18 protein-coding genes are annotated in these 23,135 nt (G+C 67.4%); all 18 read right to left on the bottom strand.

The genetic code is table 11. The annotated features are described in order from the left end of the window. Window positions 1-21: 21 nt before the first annotated feature. On the bottom strand, window positions 22-747 hold the full coding sequence (locus WS57_RS26645; protein WP_059514601.1) for an amino acid ABC transporter permease: 726 nt from the start codon (window positions 745-747) through the stop codon (window positions 22-24). Between the two features lie 2 nt (window positions 748-749). Further along, on the bottom strand, window positions 750-1,472 hold the full coding sequence (locus WS57_RS26640) for an amino acid ABC transporter permease (protein ID WP_069245489.1): 723 nt from the start codon (window positions 1,470-1,472) through the stop codon (window positions 750-752). Window positions 1,473-1,620: 148 nt separating this feature from the next. After that, window positions 1,621-2,436 (bottom strand): ABC transporter substrate-binding protein, encoded by an 816-nt coding sequence (locus WS57_RS26635; RefSeq protein WP_009695601.1) that lies wholly within the window; start codon window positions 2,434-2,436, stop codon window positions 1,621-1,623. A 442-nt stretch (window positions 2,437-2,878) separates the two neighbouring features. After that, window positions 2,879-4,183, bottom strand: a complete 1,305-nt coding sequence (locus WS57_RS26630; RefSeq protein ID WP_040127379.1) for an MFS family transporter — start codon at window positions 4,181-4,183, stop codon at window positions 2,879-2,881. A gap of 239 nt (window positions 4,184-4,422) precedes the next feature. Then, window positions 4,423-6,099, bottom strand: coding sequence for a SpoVR family protein (locus WS57_RS26625; RefSeq protein WP_040127378.1), 1,677 nt, complete (start codon window positions 6,097-6,099; stop codon window positions 4,423-4,425). Beyond that, entirely contained in the window at window positions 6,096-7,364 is a 1,269-nt protein-coding gene (locus WS57_RS26620) for a YeaH/YhbH family protein (protein ID WP_009695596.1), read from the bottom strand. Before WS57_RS26620 ends, WS57_RS26625 begins: the two co-directional genes overlap by 4 nt. 125 nt (window positions 7,365-7,489) lie before the next feature. Then, entirely contained in the window at window positions 7,490-9,412 is a 1,923-nt protein-coding gene (locus WS57_RS26615; protein WP_009695595.1) for a PrkA family serine protein kinase, read from the bottom strand. Window positions 9,413-9,927: 515 nt separating this feature from the next. Continuing rightward, window positions 9,928-11,691 (bottom strand): methyl-accepting chemotaxis protein, encoded by a 1,764-nt coding sequence (locus WS57_RS26610; RefSeq protein WP_059514603.1) that lies wholly within the window; start codon window positions 11,689-11,691, stop codon window positions 9,928-9,930. 300 nt (window positions 11,692-11,991) lie between these two features. Then, a complete protein-coding gene (gene rbsK, locus WS57_RS26605; RefSeq protein WP_059514606.1) occupies window positions 11,992-12,921 on the bottom strand; it encodes a ribokinase in 930 nt (309 codons plus the stop codon). Continuing rightward, window positions 12,918-13,949, bottom strand: coding sequence for a LacI family DNA-binding transcriptional regulator (locus tag WS57_RS26600; RefSeq protein ID WP_059514608.1), 1,032 nt, complete (start codon window positions 13,947-13,949; stop codon window positions 12,918-12,920). The genes rbsK and WS57_RS26600 overlap by 4 nt, the downstream gene beginning before the upstream one ends. 36 nt (window positions 13,950-13,985) lie before the next feature. After that, entirely contained in the window at window positions 13,986-15,005 is a 1,020-nt protein-coding gene (locus WS57_RS26595) for an ABC transporter permease (RefSeq protein WP_059514610.1), read from the bottom strand. Then, entirely contained in the window at window positions 15,002-16,612 is a 1,611-nt protein-coding gene (locus WS57_RS26590; RefSeq protein WP_069245067.1) for a sugar ABC transporter ATP-binding protein, read from the bottom strand. Before WS57_RS26590 ends, WS57_RS26595 begins: the two co-directional genes overlap by 4 nt. Window positions 16,613-16,755: 143 nt before the next feature. Next, window positions 16,756-17,706: a sugar ABC transporter substrate-binding protein gene (locus WS57_RS26585; protein WP_009690193.1), complete on the bottom strand. Its 951-nt coding sequence runs from the start codon at window positions 17,704-17,706 to the stop codon at window positions 16,756-16,758. 337 nt (window positions 17,707-18,043) lie between these two features. Beyond that, a complete protein-coding gene (locus WS57_RS26580) occupies window positions 18,044-18,970 on the bottom strand; it encodes a CysB family HTH-type transcriptional regulator (protein WP_009690192.1) in 927 nt (308 codons plus the stop codon). Between the two features lie 57 nt (window positions 18,971-19,027). After that, the gene (locus WS57_RS26575; protein ID WP_069245066.1) at window positions 19,028-20,089 is read right to left on the bottom strand and encodes a sulfate/molybdate ABC transporter ATP-binding protein; all 1,062 of its coding nucleotides are present in this window, start codon (window positions 20,087-20,089) and stop codon (window positions 19,028-19,030) included. A 13-nt stretch (window positions 20,090-20,102) separates the two neighbouring features. Further along, window positions 20,103-21,050 carry a sulfate ABC transporter permease subunit CysW gene (gene cysW, locus WS57_RS26570; protein ID WP_009689099.1) on the bottom strand — a complete coding sequence of 316 codons (948 nt, stop codon included), beginning with the start codon at window positions 21,048-21,050 and terminating at the stop codon, window positions 20,103-20,105. Next, on the bottom strand, window positions 21,047-21,943 hold the full coding sequence (cysT, locus tag WS57_RS26565) for a sulfate ABC transporter permease subunit CysT (RefSeq protein ID WP_059514616.1): 897 nt from the start codon (window positions 21,941-21,943) through the stop codon (window positions 21,047-21,049). The genes cysW and cysT overlap by 4 nt, the downstream gene beginning before the upstream one ends. Before the next feature lie 116 nt (window positions 21,944-22,059). After that, window positions 22,060-23,097, bottom strand: a complete 1,038-nt coding sequence (locus tag WS57_RS26560) for a sulfate ABC transporter substrate-binding protein (protein WP_059514618.1) — start codon at window positions 23,095-23,097, stop codon at window positions 22,060-22,062. Window positions 23,098-23,135: the final 38 nt, after the last annotated feature.

Raw genomic sequence — 23,135 nt, 5'->3', positions numbered from 1 at the left:
CGTGCGCGGCGCGACGTTCCGTCAGCGCGCGGGCTCCGTGCGCTCGGCCGCCGCCTGCGCGACGCGTTCCGCGCGCGGCCGGCGCGACAGCAGCCAGCGCGCCGCGCCGTCGAGCGACGTGCACAGCACCAGATAGATCGCCGCGACGAACAGGAAGATCGGCGCCGGATACACCATCAGCCGGTTGTTCACCTGCGTCGCGACGAACGACAGCTCCGGCACGCCGACCACATACGCGAGCGAGGTGTCCTTCACCAGCGCGACCCACTGGTTCACGAACGACGGCGTCATGATCCGGATCGCCTGCGGCAGCAGCACGTAGCGCACCGTCTGCCAGCGCGTGAGCCCGAGCGACAGGCCGGCTTGCCACTGCCCGTCGCCCGCCGCGACGATGCCCGCATGCACCGCGTGCGCGAGATACGCGCCGCCGATCAGCGCGAGCGCGCAGACGACCGTGGCGAGCCCGGGCACGTCCCTGTGCAGCAGCACGGGCACCAGGAAGTAAGTCCAGAAAATCAGCATCAGCACCGGAATCGCGCGGAAGAAGCCGATGACCGCCAGCAGCAGCACGCGCGCCGGGCCGCGCGCCAGCGCCATCGCGACGCCGAGCGCCACGCCGAGCACGGCGGACGCCAGCGCCGACGCGACGGCCAGCACGAGGGACAGCGCGGCGCCGCCGAGCGGGCCGTCCGGGAAGGCGCCGACGAGCAGGTACGGCAGGTTGGCGAGCAGCAGCGAATAGTCCATCGTCAACGCCCTGCCCGCAGCCGGTCGCGCCACTGCGTGGCCGCATACGCGCCGGCCTCGATCGCCGCGACTGCCGCGACATACAGCACGGTCGCGACGCCGAACGCGGCGAAGGTCTTGAACGTCTCGGTCTCGACCTGGCGCGACGCGTACGACAGCTCGGCGACGCCGATCGCCATCGCCAGCGACGAGTTCTTCACGAGATTCATGTACTGGCCGAACAATGGCGGCAGCGCGATGCGCACGGCCTGCGGCAGCACCACGTAGCGCAGCGCCTGCCACGGCGTCAGGCCGAGCGCGGCCGCCGCATCGTGCTGCGCGCGTCGCACGCCGCGCAGGCCCGCTGCGCATTCCTCGGCGACGAACGCGGCCGTATAGGCGCTCAGCCCGACCCAGCCCGCGACGAATTCGAACGACGGCCACGCGAGCGCGAGCGGGCCCGCGCGCCACGCATGGCGTGCGTTCAGCCAGGCGATCCACGTGTCGGGCAGCAGCGACGCGACGCCGAAATACCAGAACAGCAACTGCACGAGCAGCGGCGTGTTGCGGAACGCGACGATGTGCGCGGCGGCCGCCGCGCGCGGCACGGCGCCGCGTGCATGCCGCATGACCGCGAGCAACAGGCCGCCGACGGTCGCGGCGAACGCCGATGCGGTCGCAAGACCGAGCGTCAGCAGGAAGCCCTGCCAGAGCCACGACAGGTATTTGGGCGCCAACCCGAGCATGCCGGGGTCTGCGAGCATAGGAAACGTAGGTGCGGTGTTGCGGGAACGGCGCGCGCGATGCGCGCGACCGGAAGAAAACGAAGCGATGCGGAACACGCCGCGATCCGCCTGCGCCGGTCGCGCCGGCGCGCGGATCGCGGCAGACCGGTCAGGTCTTGTCGCCGATGCGGAAGATGCGCGTGAGCGGCGTCTTCGTGGTCGGGCCGAACCACGCATCGTAGATCTTCGCCGCGCGGCCGCTCGCCTCGAGCCCCTTCAGCGTGTCGTTGACGAAGCCGAGCAGGCGCGTCTCGCCCTTCGGCACGCCGACGCCCATGTAGTCGTTCGAGATCGTGAACGCCGGAATCTCGTAGTTCTGCTTGTCGGGCACGTTCGCGAGCAGGCCGATCAGCTTCGGCCCGTCCTGCGTGATCGCCTGCACGTTGCCGGCGCGCAGTGCGGCGAATGCGAACGGCGTGTCGTCGTACGCGACGATCGTCGCGCTCGGATACTTCTCGCGCAGCGTGATCTCGTTGGTGGTGCCCTTGTCCGCGCCGACGCGCAGGCCGTTCAGCTGATCGGCGGACTTCAGCACGCCCTTCTTCGCGAGAAACTGCTGGCCCGACGAAAAATACGGAATGCTGAAGTCGACCTGTTTCGCGCGCTCGTCGGTGATCGTGAAGTTCGCGAGCACCAGGTCGACCTTGCCGGAAGTCAGGAACGGAATGCGGTTCGCCGGGTTGGTCGGCTGAAGCTGCAGCTTCACGCCGAGCTTGTCGGCGATCGCCTTCGCGTAGTCGACGTCGAGACCGACGATGTGATTGCTTTTCGCGTCGACATAGCCGAACGGCGGATTGCTGTCGAACGTCGCGACGCGCAGCACGCCGGCCTTCCTGATGTCGTCGAGACGGTCCGCATGCGCGGCGGTGCCTGCGGTGACGAGCGCGACCCCGACGAGCCACGCGGCGAGAGTGTGGATTTTCATGAGCACGACCTGATTTGTTATGAAGGCCGCCGCGGATCGCGCGGCGGCCGGTTCGAGGAACATCGCGGCGTGGTGTGTCGTCGCGAAGCCGCTAACGTATCAGCGCGCGCGGCGAATCCGAACCAACAAATGGTGCTTTGCTCTGCGGGTTTCGTGATGAGCGCGGGGCGCGCCGTCCGGGATAAAAAAACGCCCGCTGCAAGCAGCGGGCGAGAATCCCAGTCAAGGAGGTGTCACACGAACTACGTGCCCAGATTAAGGAAATCGCCCGCAGCCGGCAACGAAGCGATTTCGATATCGTTATCGCATGTGCCGCGATGAGCTTGCACGCGTTCACGCGAAGCGGCGCGCACGCGCAAAAAAAAACGTCCCGCCGAAGTGGCGGGACGTTGTCCTTTACAGCGATCGATCGCGGCGAGCCGATCCGTCGCCGCGCCGCCGATCACGGCTCGTGACGCAGGTAGCCTTCCTTGCTCGGGTCGCGCATCCGCCACGACACGATCAGCGAGATCGCGCACAGCACGGTCACGTACCAGTAGAAGGTTTCCTCGCTGCCGATCGACTTGAACCACAGCGCGACATATTCGGCCGAGCCGCCGAAGATCGCGTTCGCGACCGCGTACGACAGGCCGACGCCCATCGCGCGCACTTCGGGCGGGAACATCTCGGCCTTGATCAGGCCGCTGATCGACGTGTAGAAGCTGACGATCGCGAGCGCGACCGTGATCAGCACGAACGCGGCCACCGGGCTCGTCACGTCCTTCAGCGCATGCATCAGCGGCACCGTGCCGATCACCGCGAACGCGCCGAACAGGATCATCGACGTGCGGCGGCCGATCTTGTCGGACAGCGCGCCGAACACCGGCTGCATCAGCATGTAGACGAGCAGCGCGACGGTCATCACGTTGCTGGCCGTCTTCGCATGCATGCCGGCCGTGTTCACGAGGTACTTCTGCATGTAGGTCGTGAACGTATAGAAGATCAGCGAGCCGCCCGCGGTGAAGCCCACCACCGTGAAGAACGCGCCCTTGTGCTGCCAGACGCCGCGGATCGTGCCCGCGTCCTTCTTGTCGCGCGACGCGCTGGTCGACGTTTCGTCGAGCGACTTGCGCAGATACAGCGAGATCAGCGCGGCGGCCGCGCCGACCACGAACGGAATGCGCCAGCCCCACGCCTTCAGGTCGTCCGGCGACAGCGTTTGCTGCAGGATCACGAGCACGAGCAGCGCGCACAGCTGGCCGCCGATCAGCGTCACGTACTGGAACGAGGCGAAGAAGCCGCGCCGCCCCTTCAGCGCGACTTCGCTCATGTAGGTCGCGCTGGTGCCGTATTCGCCGCCCACCGACAGGCCCTGGAACAGGCGTGCGACCAGCAGCAGCGCCGGCGCGAGCGCGCCGATCTGCGCGTAGGTCGGCAGCACCGCGATCACCAGCGAGCCGCCGCACATCATCAGCACCGAGATCATCATCGCGGTGCGGCGGCCGTGCCGGTCGGCGATGCGGCCGAACAGCCAGCCGCCGATCGGGCGCATCAGGAAGCCGGCCGCGAACACGCCGGCCGTGTTCAGCAGCTGCGTGGTGGTGTTGCCGCTCGGGAAGAACGCCGGCGCGAAGTACAGCGCGCAGAACGAGTAGATGTAGAAGTCGAACCACTCGACGAGGTTGCCCGACGAGGCGCCGACGATCGCGAACACGCGCCGCCGGGTATCGTGCGCGGACAGCGCGGCTTGGTCGGTCTGGACGTCCATGGGTTGGTCTGTTCCTTATAGTGCTTGCTGGGCGTGACGGCTGACGCGCCGCCGCATGGAGTCGCACGTGGCACCGGTTCCGGCGCACGGCGCTACGGGATTTTAGCGAAATGTAAAGTAACAGGCTCTCCGGGTTCGTCCCGATGTAGAAAATTTTTCTCCCGTAATTCGTTCGTCACATGAAAACGCCAGCCCGAAGGCTGGCGTCCGATGCAAACCCTGCACGCGCGGCCGCGCGATCACACGCGCACCTCGGGCGGCGTGTAGCGGCACTCGTAGCGCTTGCGCACGGTGCCGGCCTCGTCGACGCTCTCCAGATACACGTCGAACTGCCAGAGCCGCGCCATGTGCTTGAGCACCTCGTCGCTGTCGTTCGACAGATGGCGGTTGTCGGTCATGAAGTGGCGCAGCGTGAGGCTGCGGTCGCCGCGCGTGTTCACCGCCCACACCTGGATGTTCGGTTCGCGGTGATGGATGTCGTACTGCCGCGACAGCGCCTGCCGCACGTACTGGTAGCCGGACTCGTCGTGGATCGCCGACACTTCGAGCGCGTCGCGCATGTCGTCGTCGAGCACCGAGAACAGCCGCATCTCACGGATCAGGTGCGGCGACAGGTACTGCGCGATGAAGCTCTCGTCCTTGAAGTTGCGCATCGCGTAGTGCATCGCCGGCAGCCACGGGGTGCCCGCGATTTCCGGGAACCACTTGTAGTCCTCCTCCGTCGGCGACTCGCAGATCCGCCGGATGTCGCTCATCATCGAGAAGCCGAGCGCATACGGATTGATCCCGCTGTAATACGGCTTCGTGACGGGCGGCTGATAGACCACGTTGCTGTGCGAATGCAGGAACTCCATCATGAAGCCGTCTTCCAGCTTGCCCTGGTTGTAGAGCGTGTTCAGCAGCGTGTAGTGCCAGAACGTCGCCCAGCCTTCGTTCATCACCTGGGTCTGCCGCTGCGGATAGAAGTACTGGCCGATCTTGCGCACGATGCGGATCACCTCGCGCTCCCACGGCTCGAGCAGCGGCGCGTTCTTCTCCGCGAAGTACAACAGGTTCTCCTGCGGCTCGGGCGGATAGCGCTCCTCCTGCTCTTCCATCTGCTCGGGCTTCTTGCCCGGCAGCGTGCGCCACAGCTCGTTGACCTGCGACTGCAGGTACGCTTCGCGCTCGCGCCGCAGCGCGGCTTCCTTCGACAGCGACGGCTTCTGCGGCCGCTTGTAGCGGTCGACGCCGTAGTTCATCAGCGCATGACACGAGTCGAGCAGTTCCTCGACGCGATCGAGGCCGTAGCGCTCCTCGCACTCCGCGACGTAGTTCTTCGCATACACGAGATAGTCGATGATCGCGTGCGCGTCGGTCCACAGCCGGAACAGGTAGTTGCCCTTGAAGAACGAGTTGTGGCCATACGCCGCGTGCGCGATCACGAGCGCCTGCATCGTCATCGTGTTCTCTTCCATCAGATACGCGATGCACGGATTCGAGTTGATGACGATTTCGTACGCGAGGCCCATCTGGCCGCGCCGATAGCTCTTCTCGGTCGCGAGGAAGTGCTTGCCGAACGACCAGTGGCGATAGTTGACGGGCATCCCGACCGACGCGTACGCGTCCATCATCTGCTCGGCGCTGATCAGCTCGAGCTGGATCGGGTAGATGTCGAGTTCGTACTGCTCGGCGACCTGCGAAATATGCGTGTCGTATTCCTCGAGCAGTTCGAACGTCCAGTCGGACGGGCACGGCAGCGGCTTGCGTTCGGCAACGTTCATACGCGCTTCCTTTTGCCCGGCACCGGGCAAATCGGCGGCCGGCGTCGACGGTCCGGCCGGGCCGCGCTGCTGCGGTGCGGCATGACCGGTATCGTCGCCGGAGGGGCGCGGCTGGTAGCCGCGCGACTCGTTGTGCAGGTGGCGGGTCGTCATGACATTTCCACCTGCTTTTCGAACAATTCGCGAAAGACCGGGTAGATGTCGGCAGCCGATTCGACTTTTTTCATCGCGAGATGCGGTTGCGACAGCGCCAGCTGCGCGTACTCCAGCCACAGATTCTGCTCCTCCGGCGCAACCTGGATATACGCGAAGTAACGCGTCTTCGTGAGGATATCCTCTTCCAGGATTTTGCGACACTTCGGCGAATCGTCAGTCCAGTTGTCGCCGTCGGACGCCTGCGCGCCGTAGATGTTCCATTCCGTCGGCGAGTAGCGCTCGTTCATCACCTTGCGCATCAGCTCGAGCGCGCTCGACACGACCGTGCCGCCGCTTTCGGTCGAATGGAAGAAGGTGTCCTCGTCGACCTCCTCCGCCCGCGTATGGTGACGGATGAACACGACCTCGATGCGCTCGTAGTTGCGCTTCAGGAACAGGTACAGCAGGATGAAGAAGCGCTTCGCGAGGTCCTTGCGCTGCTCGTCCATCGAGCCCGACACGTCCATCAGGCAGAACATCACGGCCTGGCTCGACGGCTGCGGCTGCTTCACGCGATTGATGTAGCGCAGGTCGAACGGATCGATGAACGGGATTCGCCAGATGCGCCCCTTCAGATGATGGATCTCCGCCTCGAGCACCGCGATTTCCGCGCGGCGGTCTTCGGTGTCGCTCTTGAGCGCCTCGAGCTGCGCTTCGAGTTCGCGCAGCTCGTTGACGAGCGGCGAGCCGAGCGCGATGCGCCGGCCGAGCGCGCTGCGCAGCGAGCGCACGACGTCGATGTTGTTCGGCGTGCCTTCCGCCGACCAGCCCGCGCGCACGTTCTTCCAGCTCGGCACCGTCAGCAGGTGCGTCTTCACGAGCCGCGGCAGTTCGAGATCGTCGAAGAAATACTGCATGAATTCGTCGCGCGACAGCTCGAACACGAAGTCGTCCTGCCCTTCGCCCTCGTTGCTGGCCTGGCTGCCGCCGCCGCCCGCGCCGCCCTGCGGGCGCGGAATCTTGTCGCCGCGCACGTAGTCTTCGTTGCCGGGATGCACGTATTCGCGACGCCCGCCCGGCCCGTGGCGGAACGTCGGTTCCGCGATGTCCTTGCGCGGAATGGTGATGCTCTGCGTGCTCTGGATATCCTTGATGCTACGATCGCGCACCGCGTCCGACACGGCGCGACGAATGTAGTTCTTGACGCGACGCAGGAAGCGTTCGCGATTGGCAATGCTCTTGTTCTTGCCGGCCAGCCTGCGGTCGATGATTTGATGAAGCACTCCCGGTCTCCCGCTCGAATGTCGATTTGCCGGGACGCTCGCCGCACATGCCGTCTCCCGTCATGCGGGCGGCGTCTCTGGGGTTGCCCGTGCGGAGGGCCCGCACGGGCGCGGTACCGCGCGCGTCATGACGACTTGCGCACGCGCAGGTACCAGTCGCAAAGCAGCCTCACCTGCTTCGGCGTATAGCCCTTCGCGACCATCCGGTTCACAAAGTCTTCATGCTTGCGTTGCTCCTCGGCCGAGCCCTTCGCATTGAACGAAATGACCGGCAACAGTTCCTCGGTATTCGAGAACATCTTCTTCTCGATCACGACGCGCAGCTTCTCGTAGCTCGTCCACACGGGGTTCTTGCCGGCGTTCGCCGCCCGTGCGCGCAGCACGAAGTTCACGATCTCGTTGCGGAAATCCTTCGGATTGCTGATCCCGGCCGGCTTCTCGATCTTCTCCAGCTCCGCGTTCAGCGCGGCGCGGTCGAAGCTCTCGCCCGTATCGTGGTCGCGGAATTCCTGGTCCTGGATCCAGAAGTCCGCGTACGTGACGTAGCGATCGAAGATGTTCTGCCCGTACTCCGAATACGATTCGAGGTACGCCGTCTGGATCTCCTTGCCGATGAACTCCGCGTAGCGCGACGCGAGCACGTCCTTCACGAACGACAGGTACTTCTGCTCGGTTTCCGGCGGGAACTGCTCGCGTTCGATCTGCTGTTCGAGCACGTACATCAGGTGCACGGGGTTCGCCGCGACCTCGCTCGAATCGAAGTTGAACACGCGCGACAGGATCTTGAACGCGAAGCGCGTCGACACGCCCGTCATCCCTTCGTCCACGCCCGCGTAGTCGCGATACTCCTGGTACGACTTCGCCTTCGGATCGGTGTCCTTCAGGTTCTCGCCGTCGTACACCTGCATCTTCGAGAACAGGCTCGAATTCTCCGGCTCGTGCAGCCGCGACAGCACCGAGAATTGCGACATCATCTTCAGCGTGCCCGGCGCGCACACGGCTTCGGCGAGCGACGAGTTGCGGATCAGCTTCTCGTAGATCTTCACCTCTTCCGACACGCGCAGGCAGTACGGCACCTTCACGACGAAGATCCGGTCGAGCAGCGCCTCGTTGTTGCGGTTGTTGCGGAACGCCTTCCATTCCGACTCGTTCGAGTGCGCGAGAATCACGCCGTCGAACGGAATCGCGCCGAAACCTTCGGTGCCCTTGAAGTTGCCTTCCTGCGTGGCGGTCAGCAGCGGGTGCAGCACCTTGATCGGCGCCTTGAACATTTCGACGAATTCGAGCAGGCCCTGGTTCGCGAGGCACAGGCCGCCCGAGTAGCTGTACGCGTCGGCATCGTCCTGCGCGTACTGTTCGAGCTTGCGGATGTCGACCTTGCCGACCAGCGACGAGATGTCCTGATTGTTCTCGTCGCCCGGCTCCGTCTTCGCGATGCCGATCTGCCGCAGGATCGACGGATAGCGGCGCACGACGCGGAACTGGCGGATGTCGCCGTTGTACTCGTGCAGGCGCTTGACGGCCCACGGGCTCAGGATGCTCTTCAGATAGCGGCGCGGGATGCCGTATTGCTCTTCGAGGATCGGGCCGTCTTCGTCGTAGTCGAACAGCCCGAGCGGCGATTCGTTGACGGGCGAGCCCTTCAGCGCATAGAACGGCACGCGTTCCATCAGCTGCTTGAGACGCTCGGCGATCGACGACTTGCCGCCGCCCACCGGACCAAGCAGATAGAGGATCTGCTTCTTCTCTTCGAGCCCTTGCGCAGCGTGGCGGAAGTACGCGACCACCTGCTCGATCACCTCCTCCATTCCGTAGAACTCGCGGAACGCCGGATACACCTTGATGACCTTGTTCGCAAAGATCCGCGACAGCCGCGGATCGTTGCGGGTATCGATTTGTTCTGGTTCCCCGATTGCAGCCAGCATGCGTTCGCCGGCCGTAGCATACGCGGACGGATCGTTCTTGCAGAGCGCGAGATACTCCTCAAGCGAGAGCTCTTCCTCTCGCGTTTTTTCGAAGCGGTTCGCGAAGCTGCTGTAAATATCCATGCTACCTCCCTCGCCTATGTCTGAAGACGTGCCTGCCTTCTATGACTGCGCAGAAGCAAGCGCGTTCGAATTCATCCTAAACCCTTTCTTATTTTTTTTCACGAACTCCTTGTATGAAGTTCGTCATTCTCGTCACACGGCTTGGACAACGCATTTCGTCGCTCTACAATCGACTTCCCGAGCCGCACAAACTGCATCCGCCGCGTCTCGTCGAACGACGGAACCTCTCCTGCGTTGGACAGTCCGTCACCGCCTGCGCCTCCCCTTCATCCCTATACGTTCGAAGCGACGTTTCGGACGACACGCGACGCGCGCCGTTACAAATTTTTTTCACAGCGCCCTTACGGAAATACCCGCACCGCCGACGCGGATGCGCGGCCCGACGTACCCATCGTGCATCCCGCGACATGCAACGATCCGCGCGTGACCGGATCGTGTCGGCCGCCGAAACGACGACGCCCGCGAGCGGCGGGCGTCGTGCGTCATCAAATGGGGATAGATGCGTCGCGCGCGGCTCAGAACGTCTCCCAGTCGTCGGCGCCGGCGGCGACCGGCGTCGCTGCGGCGGACGGCTCGCGCGCCGGTTGCGCGGACGCAGCGGGCGTGGGCGTGCGCCGCGACGGTGCAGCGCGGCCGTCGCGTGCGGCAGCCGGAACGGGCGCCCGGGCCGGACGCGATGCCGGCGCCGGCGTCGCATGCAGCGCGCCCGCCCCGGGCGCCGCAGACGGCGTCGCCTCGTCATCGACGCGAAACACCGAAACCGTCTCGCGCAGGCGCGCGGCCTGCTCGTCGAGCGACTGCGCGGCGGCCGCGGCCTCCTCGACCAGCGCCGCATTCTGCTGCGTGACCTCGTCCATCTGCGCGACCGCGCGCGCGACCTGGTCGATGCCGCCGCTCTGCTCTTCGGACGCCGCCGCGATCTCGCCCATGATATCGGTCACGCGCTGCACCGCGCCGATCACGTCGGTCATCGTGCGCCCCGCTTCGTCGACGAGCGTCGAACCGGTGCGGATGCGCTCGACCGACGCGTCGATCAGCGCCTTGATTTCCTTCGCCGCGGTCGACGAGCGCTGCGCGAGGCTGCGCACCTCGCCCGCGACGACCGCGAAGCCGCGCCCTTCCTCGCCGGCACGCGCAGCCTCGACGGCCGCGTTCAGCGCGAGGATGTTGGTCTGGAACGCGATGCCTTCGATGATCGCGATGATGTCCGCGATCTTCGCCGAACTCTGGTTGATCTCGCCCATCGTGCCGACGACCTGGCCGACCACCGTATTGCCGCGGTTCGCAATCTCCGACGCGTTGGCGGCCAGCGCGCTCGCCTGGCGTGCATTGTCCGCGTTCTGTTTCACGGTGCCGGTCAGCTGCTCCATGCTCGACGCGGTTTCCTGCAATGCAGCAGCCTGCTCTTCAGTGCGCGAGGACAGGTCGATATTGCCCGCCGCGATCTGCCGCGCCGCGGTCGCGATCGACTCGCTGCCGCCGCGCACGCTGCGCACCGTATCGACGAGCCCGCGCTGCATCTTCGCGACGCCGTCGAGCAACTGGCCCATCTCGTCGCGGCGCTGCACGACGATCGCGCGGCGCAGGTCGCCGGCGGCGATCGCGTCGAAATGCGCGAGCGCATCGGCCAGCGGGCGGCCGATCGCGCGGCTCAGCGTCAGCCACGACAGCAGCGCGGCGCCGAAGCCGGCCACCAGCGCGACGATCGACAGCACCTGCATCGTCGCATGCACCGATTCGGCGTGGTCGAACCCGGTTTGCGCATAGGCGAACTGAAAGTTGCGCAGCGCCTCGCTCGCGACCGCGAGGTCGTTGTAGCGCGCCTGAAGCTCCTTCGCGCCGTCGCCGATCCGGTCGCGCTGGTCGGACGTCACGACGCTGGCGAACGCGTCGCAGCCGCGCTGCAGCGCCTGCCGTTTCGCGGCGACGTCCTGCGCGAGCCGGTCTTCCTCCGGGCCGCGCGGCAACGCGAGATATTTCTGCCACCATGCGTCGGACTGCGCACGCATCTCGCGGCTGCGCGCGATCGCCGCCGCCGAATCGGCCGTACCGGCCAGCAGCGCCGCGCGGTCGAGCGCCAGGCGCTCGCGCGCCGCGAACAGTTCCGCGCTCGCGACATCGACCGCGCTCGGCATCTGGTTGGTAAAAATGTCGCGCGTCGAATCGTTCGCGCGCGTCATTCCGTATAGCCCCAGCACGCCGATCGCGGCCAGCAGCGCGGCAAGAAACGCCATCGTGATACCGATGCGCGCACGAATCGTCAGGTTTCTGAACACCATCATCCTTCCTGTGTTGCGTCGTATGAACGGGCCGGGCCCGTCGCTTCAGGGCGGTGCTTCGCCCCGTGCATTTACGACCGCGCAGCGCGCAACTTGATGGTTTTCACATCAAATAAGTGAACGATTCGTCTGTCTATTACAAATTCCAGAACAATCGACGCATTCTTCTTCGACACGCGCTGGGTGGGCGAGCGAGGAAAAACGACCGGAGATTGGCCGCTGTATCGGGTGGATGAGGAAAAAGCGCGGGCAGGCAGCACGCGTGGGCCGGTCGCGCGTGCGATCCGGCCCTTTGCGGTGCTAGGCGGCGAGTTCGGCGAGCGTCGGGATCGACGGCTGCGCGCCCGCGCGCGTGACCGACAGCGCCGCCGCGCGCTGCGCAAAGCGGATCGCCGCGTCGAGGTCCGCGCCGGCCGCAATCTGCGCGGCGAAGCCGCCGATGAACGTGTCGCCGGCCGCCGTCGTGTCGACCGCCTGCACGGCCGGCGCCGGATAGTGGCGCGCGCTGCCGTCGGCCGTCAGCGCGAGCACGCCGCGCGCACCGAGCGTGATCAGCACGTTGCGCGCGCCGCCGGCCTGCAGCGCACGCGCGGCGGCCTCGGCGTCCGCCGGGTCGCGGACCGGCAGCCCCGTCAGCGCGGCCGCTTCGAGTTCGTTCGGGATCAGGTAGTCGACCAGCGGCAGCCAGCCGGACGGCAGCGGCGCAACGGCCGGGGCCGGGTTGAGCACGACCGTGCGGCCGAGCCGCCGGCCGGCCGACAGTGCCGCGAACACGGCGTCCGGCGGCGTCTCGAGCTGGCAGATCAGCACGTCCGCGGCCGCCAGCGCGGCTTCGTGGCGCGCGACCGTGTCGGCGCTGACCTCGCCGTTGCCGCCCGCGACGATCACGATCGCGTTCTGGCTCCCGTCGTCGACGACGATCAGCGCGACGCCGGTCGACGCCGATGCGCTGGTCGCGAGCCCCGCGCAGTCGATGCCCTCCGCTTCGAGGCCGGCGCGCAGCGCCGCGCCGTGCGCGTCCGCGCCGACGCAGCCGATCATCGCGACCCGCGCGCCGAGGCGCGCCGCCGCGACGGCCTGGTTGCCGCCCTTGCCGCCCGCTGCCTGGGCAAACGCATGGCCGGCCAGCGTCTCGCCCGGCAGCGGCAGCCGCGGCGCCCGCACGACGAGATCCATGTTGAGGCTGCCGACCACCGTCACGCGGCCGGCGCCTGCCACCGGCGCGGTCATGCGCGCGGGCCGGCCGCGGCCGGTTCGCGGTACACCGCGGTCGATTCGCGCAGCACGAGGCGCGGCGATACGACGCGACGCCGGCTCGGCGCGACCGAGGCGCCGCCGCCGATCCGCTCGATCAGCGTCTGCGCGGCCATCTCGCCGAGCGCGCGCACCGACTGGCCGACCGTCGACAGCGCCGGATACGTGTAACGCGAAAATTCGATGTCGTCGAAGCCGATGATCGAGCAGTCGTCGGGCACGCGTATCCCGCGCTCGGCCGCCGCGCGCAGCGCGCCGACGCCCATCAGGTCGTTGCCCGCGAAGATCGCGCTCGGCTGCACCGTCTCGAACAGCCGTGCCGCCGCGTGATAGCCGCCGAGGCACGAAAAGTCGCTTTCGGCGATCGCGCCCGGCACGATGTCGACGCTGCGTTCGGCCATCGCGCGGATGAAGCCGTGCACGCGCATCGCGCTGACGGCCGTGTCGGTCGGCCCGGTGATGCAGCCGATCTTCGCGTGGCCCAGCTCGAGCAGATGGCGCGTCGCGAGGTACGCGCCGCGCTCGTGGTCGATCTGCACGAGATCGGCCGCGAGCCCCTCGATGTTGCGGTCGACGACGACGAGCGGCGCATGCGCATCCGCGAGCGTCTGCGCGAGCACGGCATCCTCGCCGGCCGACGCGACGATCAGCCCGTCGATGCGCTTTTCCTGCAGCACGCGCAGGTAGTTGCGCTGCTTGACCGGATCGTCGTCCGAATTGCAGAAGAACACGCAATAGCCGTTCGCCGCGCACTGGTCCTCGATGCCGCGCGCCAGCTCCGCGAAGTACGGATTCGTGCTGTTCGGCACGACGAGGCCGATGGTTGCGGTCGCGCGCGCCTTCAGCGAGCGGGCGACGGCCGACGGCACGTAGTTCAGCTCGCGGATCGCGACCTCGACCTTCGCACGCACGTCCGCGGACACCGGCCGCGAATTGTTCACCACGTGCGAGACGGTCGTAAACGACACGCCCGCCATGGCCGCTACATCCTTGATCGTCGCCATTTCCCGTTTCTCTCTGGTCCGTTCTGTTTATCGATGTTACCGGGCACGTGCACGCCGGCTGCGATACGTGTCGAGCACGACCGCCACCACGATCACCGCGCCGGTGATGATCCGCTTGGTCGGCTCGTTCGCGCCGATCTGCGCGAGCCCTGCGGCCAGCACGGAGATGATCAACACGCCGAAAAACGTGCTGATCACCGAGCCGCGTCCGCCCATCAGGCTCGTGCCGCCGATCACGACGGCCGCGATCACCTGCAGCTCCAGACCCACGCCCGCATTCGGGTCGGCCGCCTCGAGCCGCGAAATCTGGAACAGCGATGCGAGCCCGGCGAGCGCACCCATCAATGCGAATACGAGAATTTTATACGGCCGCGGGTTAACCCCGGCAAGTCGCACGGCTTCCTCGTTCGTGCCGATGCCGACCAGATAGCGGCCGAACACGGTGCGCGTCAGCACGAACTGGGCCGCGACCATCACCGCGACCGCGATCAGGAACGCCGGCGAGATGCCGAGCGCGATCGGGTTCGACAGGAAATCGAATGCGTCGCCGATATACGCGGTGCGCGAATTCGTCAGCTGGTAAGCGAGGCCGCGTGCAGCCTCCAGCACGCCGAGCGACACGATGAACGACGGAATCCGCCAGCCGACCGTGACCGCGCCCGTCAGCGCGCCCGTTGCGGTCGCGACCGCGATGCCGATCAGCGCGGCCGGCAACGGCCCCCACTGCCACTTGAGCGCGGCGACGCTGACCATCGACGCGGCGAGTGCGAGCACCGAGCCGACCGACAGGTCGATCCCGGCAATGATCAGCACGAAGGTCATGCCGACCGACATCACGACGAGATCGGGAATCTGGTTCGCGATCGTGCTGAACGTATCGTAGGTCAGGAAATGCGAGCTCAGCACCGAGAACAGCGCGATCATCGCGGCCAGCGCGCCGGCGAGCCCGAGATAGTTCGACACGCCGAGCCGCGTGCCGGACAGCGTGCGCGCGCGGCGCCCCGTCACGTCCTGCGCGGTGCCGGCGTCGGTCGGGGATACGGGAGGCTGGGTCATTGCGGTCGTCCTGTCGTCGAAGTGCCGGGCGCGGCGGCGCCCGTTGCCGGATGCGGCGGCTCGCCCTGCGGCAGCGCATCGCGGCCGAAGCCGGCGAACGCTGCGGCCAGCAGCGCATCCTGGGTCCAGTTGCCGCGTTCGAACACGGCGGTCATGCGCCCGGCCGACATCACGCCGATCCGGTCGCAGATCAGCATCAGCTCGCGCAAGTCGCTCGACACGACGACGAGCGCGCGGCCCTCGCGCGCGAGCGCGCCCATCAGCGTGTAGATCTCGAATTTGGCGCCGACGTCGATGCCGCGCGTCGGCTCGTCGAACAGCAGCACGCCCATGTCGCGCGCGAGCCAGCGGCCGATCACGACCTTCTGCTGGTTGCCGCCCGACAGTTCGCCGACCGGCTGCGCCGCGCCGTGCGTGCGGATCCGCAGCGCGTCGATCTGCTGCTCGGCAAGCGCGGTCTCGCGCGCCGTATCGACGACGCCGCCGCGCGCGAGCCGGTCGAGCTGGCCGAGCGACACGTTCGCGGTGACCGATTGCGTGAGCAGCAGCCCTTCGCCCTTGCGGTCCTCGGTAATCAGCGCGATGCCGTGCTTCACCGCGTCGACCGGCGAGCGGATCGCGGCCGGCTTCGGCGGCTGGCCGACCGCGATCATGCCGGCGTCCGGCGTGTCGGCGCCGTAGATCAGCCGCAGCAGCTCGGTGCGGCCCGCGCCGATCAGGCCCGAGATGCCGAAGATCTCGCCCGCGCGCACCTCGAGCGACACGTCCCGCACCGCGGGCGCGCGCGTGATGCCGGACACGACGAGCCGCGGCGCGCCGATCTTGCGCGCGCCGAGGTCGATCTGCTCGCCGATCTCGCGCCCGACCATCAGCGTGACGAGCCCGTCCGACGTGATCGCCCCCATCTCGCCGACATGCACCAGCCGGCCGTCGCGCAGCACCGCGACGCGCTCGGCGACACGCGCCAGTTCCTCGAGCCGGTGCGAGATATAGACGATCGCGACGCCGCGCGCCTTCAGCCGGTCGATCTGCTCGAACAGCAGCTCGACCTCGCGCGCGGTCAGCATCGCGGTCGGCTCGTCGAGGATCAGCACGCGACAGTCGCCGATCAGGTTGCGCGCGATCTCGACCATCTGCTGATGGCCGATGCCGAGCGCGCCGACCGGCGTGTCGGGATCGACCGCGTCGAGCCCGACCTGCGCCATCGCGGCGCGCGCGTCGTCGCGCAGGCGCGCGCGGTCGATGATGCCGAAGCGGCGCGGCAGATGGTTCAGGAACAGGTTCTCGGCGACCGTCAGCGTCGGCAGCAGGTTCAGCTCCTGCATCACCATGCGCACGCCGAGCGCCTCGGCCTGCGTGCGGCTCGCGGGCGCGTAGGCCTGGCCGCCCAGCCGCATCGTGCCGGCGGTCGGCTCGACGAGTCCGCCGACGATCTTCGACAGCGTGCTCTTGCCGGCGCCGTTTTCGCCCGTCAGCGCCAGCGCCTCGCCCGGCGCGAGCGTCAGCGTGACGTCGGCGAGCACCGGCTCCGCATAGGTCTTGCCGATGCCGGAGACGGACAGCACGGGCTCGGCTGAACGGGAAGAAGGTGGGAAGGTCGGTTCCATCGCGATCCTGATTGCGGCCGCGCGCGCGGCGCGCGGGTATGACGCTCACTCGTGCATGGGCATGCGGTGGCCGTGATCGCGCTCACCCCGGATAACGGCCGCCGCGCGCGATTCTTGAGGGCGGCGGCCGCGCCGGGGCAGCGTCACTTCGTGACGAGATCCACCGGCGTCTCGACCACGCCGGACATGTCGGCCTGCTTGCGGTGCTCGGCGATCGCCTTCAGCGCGGTATCGATGCCGAACACGGCCTGCTTCGCCGCGTATTGATCGGCGGTCGCGAGCACGCGGCCGTCCTTCAGCATCGGCTTGATCGCGTTGATGTTGTCGTAGCCGACCACGTACACCTTGCCCTGCTTGCCGGCCGCGCGCACGGCCGACACGGCGCCGATCGCCATGTTGTCGTTGCCGCACAGCAGCGCCTTCAGGTTCGGGTATTCGTTGAGCATCGCGGCCGCGACCGCATTGCCCTTGTCGATTTCCCACTCGCCCGACTGCACCGACACGACCTTCATCCCGCCCGCCTTCATCGCGTCCTGGAAGCCGGCCGTGCGCTGCTGCGCGTTGGTCGTCGTCGACACGCCCTCGACGATGCCGACCTCGTCACCCGCCTTCAGCCGCTTCGCGAGGTAGTCGCCGACCTTGCGCGCGCCCTTGCGGTTGTCGGGGCCGACGAACGGCACGTTCAGGTTCTTCGACTTCAGCACCTCGGGGTCGAGCCGGTTGTCGATGTTGACGACGGTGATGCCCGCGTCGATCGCCTTCTTCACCACCGGCACGAGCGCCTTCGAATCGGCCGGCGCGAGCACGATCGCGTCGACCTTCGACACGATCATCTGCTCGACGATGCGGATCTGGTTCGCGGTGTCGGTCTCGTCCTTGATGCCGTTGGTGATGAGATCGAACTGGCTCGCGTTGTGTTTCTGGTATTCCTTCGCGCCGTTTTCCATCGTCAGGAAGAACTCGTTGGCGAGCGACTTCATCACGAGCGCGACCTTCGGCTTGCCGGCCGTCTCGGCATGGACGGCCGGTGCGGCGGCGACCGCGACGGCGGCAAGCGCGGCGGTCAGGAAGCGACGGCGAAAGCGGACATTCATAGACATCTCCTGGCGACGGGCCCATGCGGGCCGGCTGTTGTTTTAATGCGAGCAAACGTTTGCGCCACACTACCCGGACAATGGCCATCGATGCTGCTGTCGGTACCAAGGAAGGAAAGCAAGGCAGACGGCCGACTGCCTGGCGCGCGCTGTCGTTGACGCGCCACCGCCGGCGGGAAGCCGGCGGCGTGAAGGTATGCTGGACCGATTCGCGCCGGCGCGCAACCCGTCTGATCAATATTTAGGGTTTATTCGGAGCGGCGGGCGGCCGCTGCGATGCGCGCCGGTAACATGCGCACGGTGCGCATCACGCTGCGCGGCGCGCGGCCGGCTGCGCTCAGACGGCTTCGCGCAGCTGCGCGGCGATCTCGGTCTCGCTCAGATGCGGCGCGAACATCTCGATCAGCCGGTAGGCATAGGCGCGCAGGAACGCGCCCTTGCGCAGCCCGACGCGCGTCGTGCTCGCCTCGAACAGGTGCTGCGTGTCGAGTGCGACGAGGCCCGTGTCGCGCTGCGGATCGTAGGCCATCGCGGCGACCACGCCGATCCCCATGCCGAGTTCGACGTAGGTCTTGATCACGTCCGCGTCGATCGCGGTCAGCACGACGTCGGGCACCGCGCCGGCCTGCGCGAACGCCTGGTCGATGTGCGAGCGGCCGGTGAAGTCCTGGTCGTACGTGATGATCGGATACTCGGCGATCTCGTCGAGCGTCAGGTTCTCGCGGCCGACCAGCGGATGCCCCTTCGGCACGACCACCGTGTGATGCCACGAGTAGCACGGGAACGTGACGATGTCCGGATAGCGGTCGAGCGCCTCGGTCGAGATGCCGAGATCGGCCTCGCCGTTCAGGATCATCTGCGCGATCTGCTGCGGGCTGCCCTGCCGCAGCGCGAGGTGCACCTTCGGGAACACGTCGGTGAACTGCCGGATCACCTTCGGCAGCGCATAGCGCGCCTGCGTGTGCGTCGTCGCGACGACGAGGTGGCCGCTGTCCTGGTCGGCGAACTGGCGCGCGACGCGGCGCAGGTTCTCGGCGTCGAGCAGCATCCGCTCGATCAGCTGGTGCACCGCCTTGCCCGGCTCCGTGAGGCCGGTGAGCCGCTTGCCGCGCCGGATGAAGATGTCGACGCCGAGTTCGTCCTCGAGATCCTTGATCTGCTTCGATACGCCCGACTGCGACGTGTAGAGCACGTTCGCGACCTCCGTCAGGTTCATGTTCTGGCGTACGGCCTCGCGCACGAAGCGCAGTTGCTGAAAATTCATGGGTATGCCTCTTGGGCTGTCGTTGTTTGATGTGGGATGATCGAAACCCGGGCGACGTCAGCGCGCCGGAAACACGCGCACCGCGCGCGGCACGGCGGTTGCGCCGTCGCCGACCTGCAGCGCGAGCGCGCGCCACGCGTCGCGATCGAGCTCCGCCTCGAGCGCGCCGCCGGCGCGCGCCTCGAGCTCGACGCGCACCGAGCCGCCGAGCGGAATCACGCGGCGCACGTCGACCGCGATGCCGTCCCGATGCCCGGCCTCGCTCACCGGCCACAGCTGCAGATCGTGCGGCCGCACGTAGGCGTTCGCAGGGCCCGCGAAATCGGCGTCGACGGCGATCGGCGCGGCCGCGCCCTCGGCGACGAAGCCCTGTCCGGCGACCGTGCCCGGCAGCCGGTTCGCGGCGCCGAGGAATTCGTAGACGAACGCGCTCTGCGGATGATCGTAGACGTCCTGCGGGCTGCCGACCTGCTCGACGCGGCCGCGATTCAGCACGACGATGCGGTCCGCGACTTCCAGCGCCTCTTCCTGGTCGTGCGTGACGAAGATCGTCGAGATGTGCAGGTCGTCGTGCAGGCGCCGCAGCCAGCCGCGCAGCTCCTTGCGGACCTTCGCGTCGAGTGCGCCGAACGGCTCGTCGAGCAGCAGCACCTTCGGCTCGACCGCGAGCGCGCGGGCCAGCGCAATCCGCTGACGCTGGCCGCCCGACAGCTCGGACGGATAGCGCTGCGCGAGCCAGTCGAGCTGCACGAGCTTCAGCAACTCGTGCACCTTGTCGCGAATCGCGGCTTCCGACGGCCGCTCGCGCCGCGGCTTCACGCGCAGCCCGAACGCGACGTTCTCGAACACGGTCATGTGGCGGAACAGCGCGTAATGCTGGAACACGAAGCCGACCTGGCGATCGCGCGCGCCGACCGACGCGACGTCGAGCCCCTGCAGCACGACCTGCCCCGAGTCCGCGTGCTCGAGGCCCGCGATCACGCGCAGCAGCGTGGTCTTGCCACAGCCGGACGGCCCCAGCAGCGCGACCAGTTCCCCGGGCGCGAAGTCGAGCGACACGTTGTCGAGCGCGGTGAAATCGCCGAAGCGCTTCTGAAGGTGACGGACGGTGATACCCATTCTGGTTGCCTCTTTACGATTTCGACGAAATGGCGGCAGGGCCGGCATGTGCGGGAACGGCGTCGCGCGCGCCGGACAGCTCGGCGGCGAGATGGCGCTCGGCGAGCAGCTTCAGCGCGAGCGTGACGAGCGCGAGCAGCGCGAGCACCGACGCCACCGCGAACGCCGCCGCGAAGTTGTATTCGTTGTACAGGATCTCGACGTGCAGCGGCATCGTGTCGGTGACGCCGCGGATATGGCCGGACACGACCGACACCGCGCCGAACTCGCCCATCGCGCGCGCATTGCAGAGGATCACGCCGTACAGCAGCCCCCACTTCACGTTCGGCAGCGTCACGCGGCGGAAGATCTGCCAGCCCGACGCGCCGAGCACGCGCGCGGCCTCTTCCTCGTCGCTGCCCTGCGCCTGCATCAGCGGAATCAGCTCGCGCGCGACGAACGGGAAGGTGACGAAGATCGTCGCGAGCACGATGCCCGGCACCGCGAAGATGATCTGCACGTCGTGATCCTGCAGCCACGGGCCGAGCCAGCCCTGCGCGCCGAACAGCAGCACGTAGACGAGGCCCGAGATCACCGGCGACACCGAGAACGGCAGGTCGATCAGCGTCGTCAGCAGCGCCTTGCCGCGAAACTCGAATTTCGCGATCGCCCACGACGCGCACACGCCGAACACGAGGTTCAGCGGCACCGCGATCGCGGCGACGGTCAGCGTCAGCTTGATCGCCGCCCACGCGTCCGGGTCGGCGAGCGATTCGAGATAGAAGCCGACGCCCTTGCGCAGCGCCTCGACGAACACCGCGGCGAGCGGCACGACGAGAAAGAACGCGAGGAACGCCAGCGCGATGCCGGTGAGCAGCCAGCGCACCGTGCGCGACTCGCTGACCGGATCGAGCTGCTTCGCGGCGCGCGCACGCGCGGCGGACGACGGGGTGTTCAACACGGCGGTGGACTCCCGGTTCATCGCTGGCCTCCTGCGGTCGCGGCGGCGGCGGCGATCGCGGGTGCGGGCCCGCTTGCGCCCTTGCTGGTCCTGCGCTGCAGGTACCACTGCAGCGAGTTGATCAGCAGCAGCATCAGGAACGACACGACCAGCATCACGACCGCGAGCGCGGTCGCGCCCGCGTAGTCGTACTGCTCGAGCTTCGTGATGATCAGCAGCGAGGTGATTTCCGACTTCATCGGCACGTTGCCCGCGATGAAGATCACCGAGCCGTACTCGCCGAGCGCCCGCGCGAACGCGAGCGCGAAGCCGGTGAGCAGCGCCGGCAGCACGGCCGGCAGCACGACGCGGCGGAACGTCAGCCAGCGCGACGCGCCAAGGCACGCGGCGGCCTCCTCCTGCTCGCGCTCGAAATCCTCGAGCACCGGCTGCACGGTGCGCACGACGAACGGCAGCCCGATGAAGGTCAGCGCGACCAGCACGCCGGCCGGCGTGAACGCGATCTTGATGCCGAGCGGCGCCAGGTACTGGCCGACCCAGCCGTTGGTCGCATAGACGGCCGCGAGCGAGATGCCGGCGACCGAGGTTGGCAGCGCGAACGGCAGGTCGACGATCGCGTCGACGATGCGCTTGAACGGGAACGTGTAGCGCACCAGCACCCACGCGACCAGAAAGCCGAATACCGCGTTGATCAGCGCGCCGCCGAGCGCCGCGGAAAACGTCAGCCGGTACGACGCGAGCACGCGCGGCGACGTGACGGCGGTGACGAACTGGTCCCACGACAGCGTCGCGGTCTTCAGGAACGTGGCGGCAAGCGGAATCAGCACCACGAGGCTCAGATAGGCCACCGTGATGCCGAGCGTCACGCCGAAACCGGGCAGCGCGCTCGGCTTGCGAAAGGTGTACGTACTCATCGGATGCTCTTGCTGGGTGATTCACACGGGTCCGACGCGAACGCCGGCGCGACAGGTCGCGCCGGCGGCGGCGGCAATGCGGCGCGCTGTCGTGGCGCGCCGCTGTCGTTATGGTGTTACTGCGGCTTGTAGATCGAGTCGAACACGCCGCCATCCGCGAAATGCGTCTTCTGCGCATTCGTCCAGCCGCCGAACGTATCGTCGACCGTGTACAGCTTCAGCTTCGGGAACTGCCTGGTCAGCTCCGCCGGTACGTTCTTCGAGCGCGGCCGGTAGTAGTTGCGCGCCGCGATCTCTTGGCCCTGCGGGCTGTACAGGAAGTTCAGGTAGGCCTCGGCCAGCTTGCGCGTGCCCTTCTTGTCGACCACCTTGTCGACCACCGCGACGGGCGGCTCGGCCAGGATGCTGACCGACGGCACGACGATCTCGAACTTGTCGGGGCCGAATTCCTTGATCGACAGGAACGCCTCGTTCTCCCACGCGATCAGCACGTCGCCGATCCCGCGCTGCACGAAGCTCGTCGTCGCGCCGCGTGCGCCCGAATCGAGCACGCCCGCGTTCTTGTACAGCTTCGTGACGAATTCCTTTGCGGTCTGCTCGTTGCCGCCCGGCTTGTGCACCGCGTACGCCCATGCGGCCAGGTAGTTCCAGCGCGCGCCGCCCGAGGTCTTCGGGTTCGGCGTGACGATCGACACGCCGGGCTTGGTCAGGTCGTCCCAGTCCTTGATCCCCTTGGGGTTGCCCTTGCGCACGAGGAACACGATCGTCGACGTGTACGGCGACGCGTTGTCGGGCAGGCGCTTCTGCCAGTCCTTGTTCACGAGCCCCTTGTTCGCGAGCGCGTCGATGTCGTAGGCGAGCGCGAGCGTCACGACGTCGGCCTGCAGCCCGTCGAGCACCGAGCGCGCCTGCGCGCCCGAGCCGCCGTGCGACTGCTTGAAGTTGACCGTCTCGCCGGTCTTCGCCTTCCACTCCTTGCCGAACGCCTGGTTGAAATCCTGGTACAGCTCGCGCGTCGGGTCGTACGACACGTTCAGGAACGTCGTGTCGGCCTGCGCGTGCGTCGCGACGCCCAGCACCGCCGCCGTACCCAGCGCGAGTGTTGCAATCAAGCGGCCCGCCCCGCTCACCAGCCCCGTCGTGCGCTTCACCATCCTTGGTTCTCCAGTGTTGTCGTGTAGTCGGTATTGCG

Origin of the sequence: Burkholderia pseudomultivorans (assembly GCF_001718415.1) — a bacterium.
Classification (GTDB): Bacteria; Pseudomonadota; Gammaproteobacteria; order Burkholderiales; family Burkholderiaceae; genus Burkholderia; species Burkholderia pseudomultivorans_A.
Note: the sequence above shows the minus strand (reverse complement) of the source record. Positions and strands in the feature narration are given on the sequence as shown.

Coding starts and splice junctions, on each gene's coding strand:
- WS57_RS26645 (WP_059514601.1), bottom strand. CDS start 747: ATGGACTATTCGCTGCTGCTCGCCAACCTGCCGTACCTGCTCGTCGGC.
- WS57_RS26640 (WP_069245489.1), bottom strand. CDS start 1,472: ATGCTCGGGTTGGCGCCCAAATACCTGTCGTGGCTCTGGCAGGGCTTC.
- WS57_RS26635 (WP_009695601.1), bottom strand. CDS start 2,436: ATGAAAATCCACACTCTCGCCGCGTGGCTCGTCGGGGTCGCGCTCGTC.
- WS57_RS26630 (WP_040127379.1), bottom strand. CDS start 4,183: ATGGACGTCCAGACCGACCAAGCCGCGCTGTCCGCGCACGATACCCGG.
- WS57_RS26625 (WP_040127378.1), bottom strand. CDS start 6,099: ATGACGACCCGCCACCTGCACAACGAGTCGCGCGGCTACCAGCCGCGC.
- WS57_RS26615 (WP_009695595.1), bottom strand. CDS start 9,412: ATGGATATTTACAGCAGCTTCGCGAACCGCTTCGAAAAAACGCGAGAG.
- WS57_RS26610 (WP_059514603.1), bottom strand. CDS start 11,691: ATGGTGTTCAGAAACCTGACGATTCGTGCGCGCATCGGTATCACGATG.
- rbsK (WP_059514606.1), bottom strand. CDS start 12,921: ATGACCGCGCCGGTGGCAGGCGCCGGCCGCGTGACGGTGGTCGGCAGC.
- WS57_RS26600 (WP_059514608.1), bottom strand. CDS start 13,949: ATGGCGACGATCAAGGATGTAGCGGCCATGGCGGGCGTGTCGTTTACG.
- WS57_RS26595 (WP_059514610.1), bottom strand. CDS start 15,005: ATGACCCAGCCTCCCGTATCCCCGACCGACGCCGGCACCGCGCAGGAC.
- WS57_RS26590 (WP_069245067.1), bottom strand. CDS start 16,612: ATGGAACCGACCTTCCCACCTTCTTCCCGTTCAGCCGAGCCCGTGCTG.
- WS57_RS26585 (WP_009690193.1), bottom strand. CDS start 17,706: ATGAATGTCCGCTTTCGCCGTCGCTTCCTGACCGCCGCGCTTGCCGCC.
- WS57_RS26580 (WP_009690192.1), bottom strand. CDS start 18,970: ATGAATTTTCAGCAACTGCGCTTCGTGCGCGAGGCCGTACGCCAGAAC.
- WS57_RS26575 (WP_069245066.1), bottom strand. CDS start 20,089: ATGGGTATCACCGTCCGTCACCTTCAGAAGCGCTTCGGCGATTTCACC.
- cysW (WP_009689099.1), bottom strand. CDS start 21,050: ATGAACCGGGAGTCCACCGCCGTGTTGAACACCCCGTCGTCCGCCGCG.
- cysT (WP_059514616.1), bottom strand. CDS start 21,943: ATGAGTACGTACACCTTTCGCAAGCCGAGCGCGCTGCCCGGTTTCGGC.
- WS57_RS26560 (WP_059514618.1), bottom strand. CDS start 23,097: ATGGTGAAGCGCACGACGGGGCTGGTGAGCGGGGCGGGCCGCTTGATT.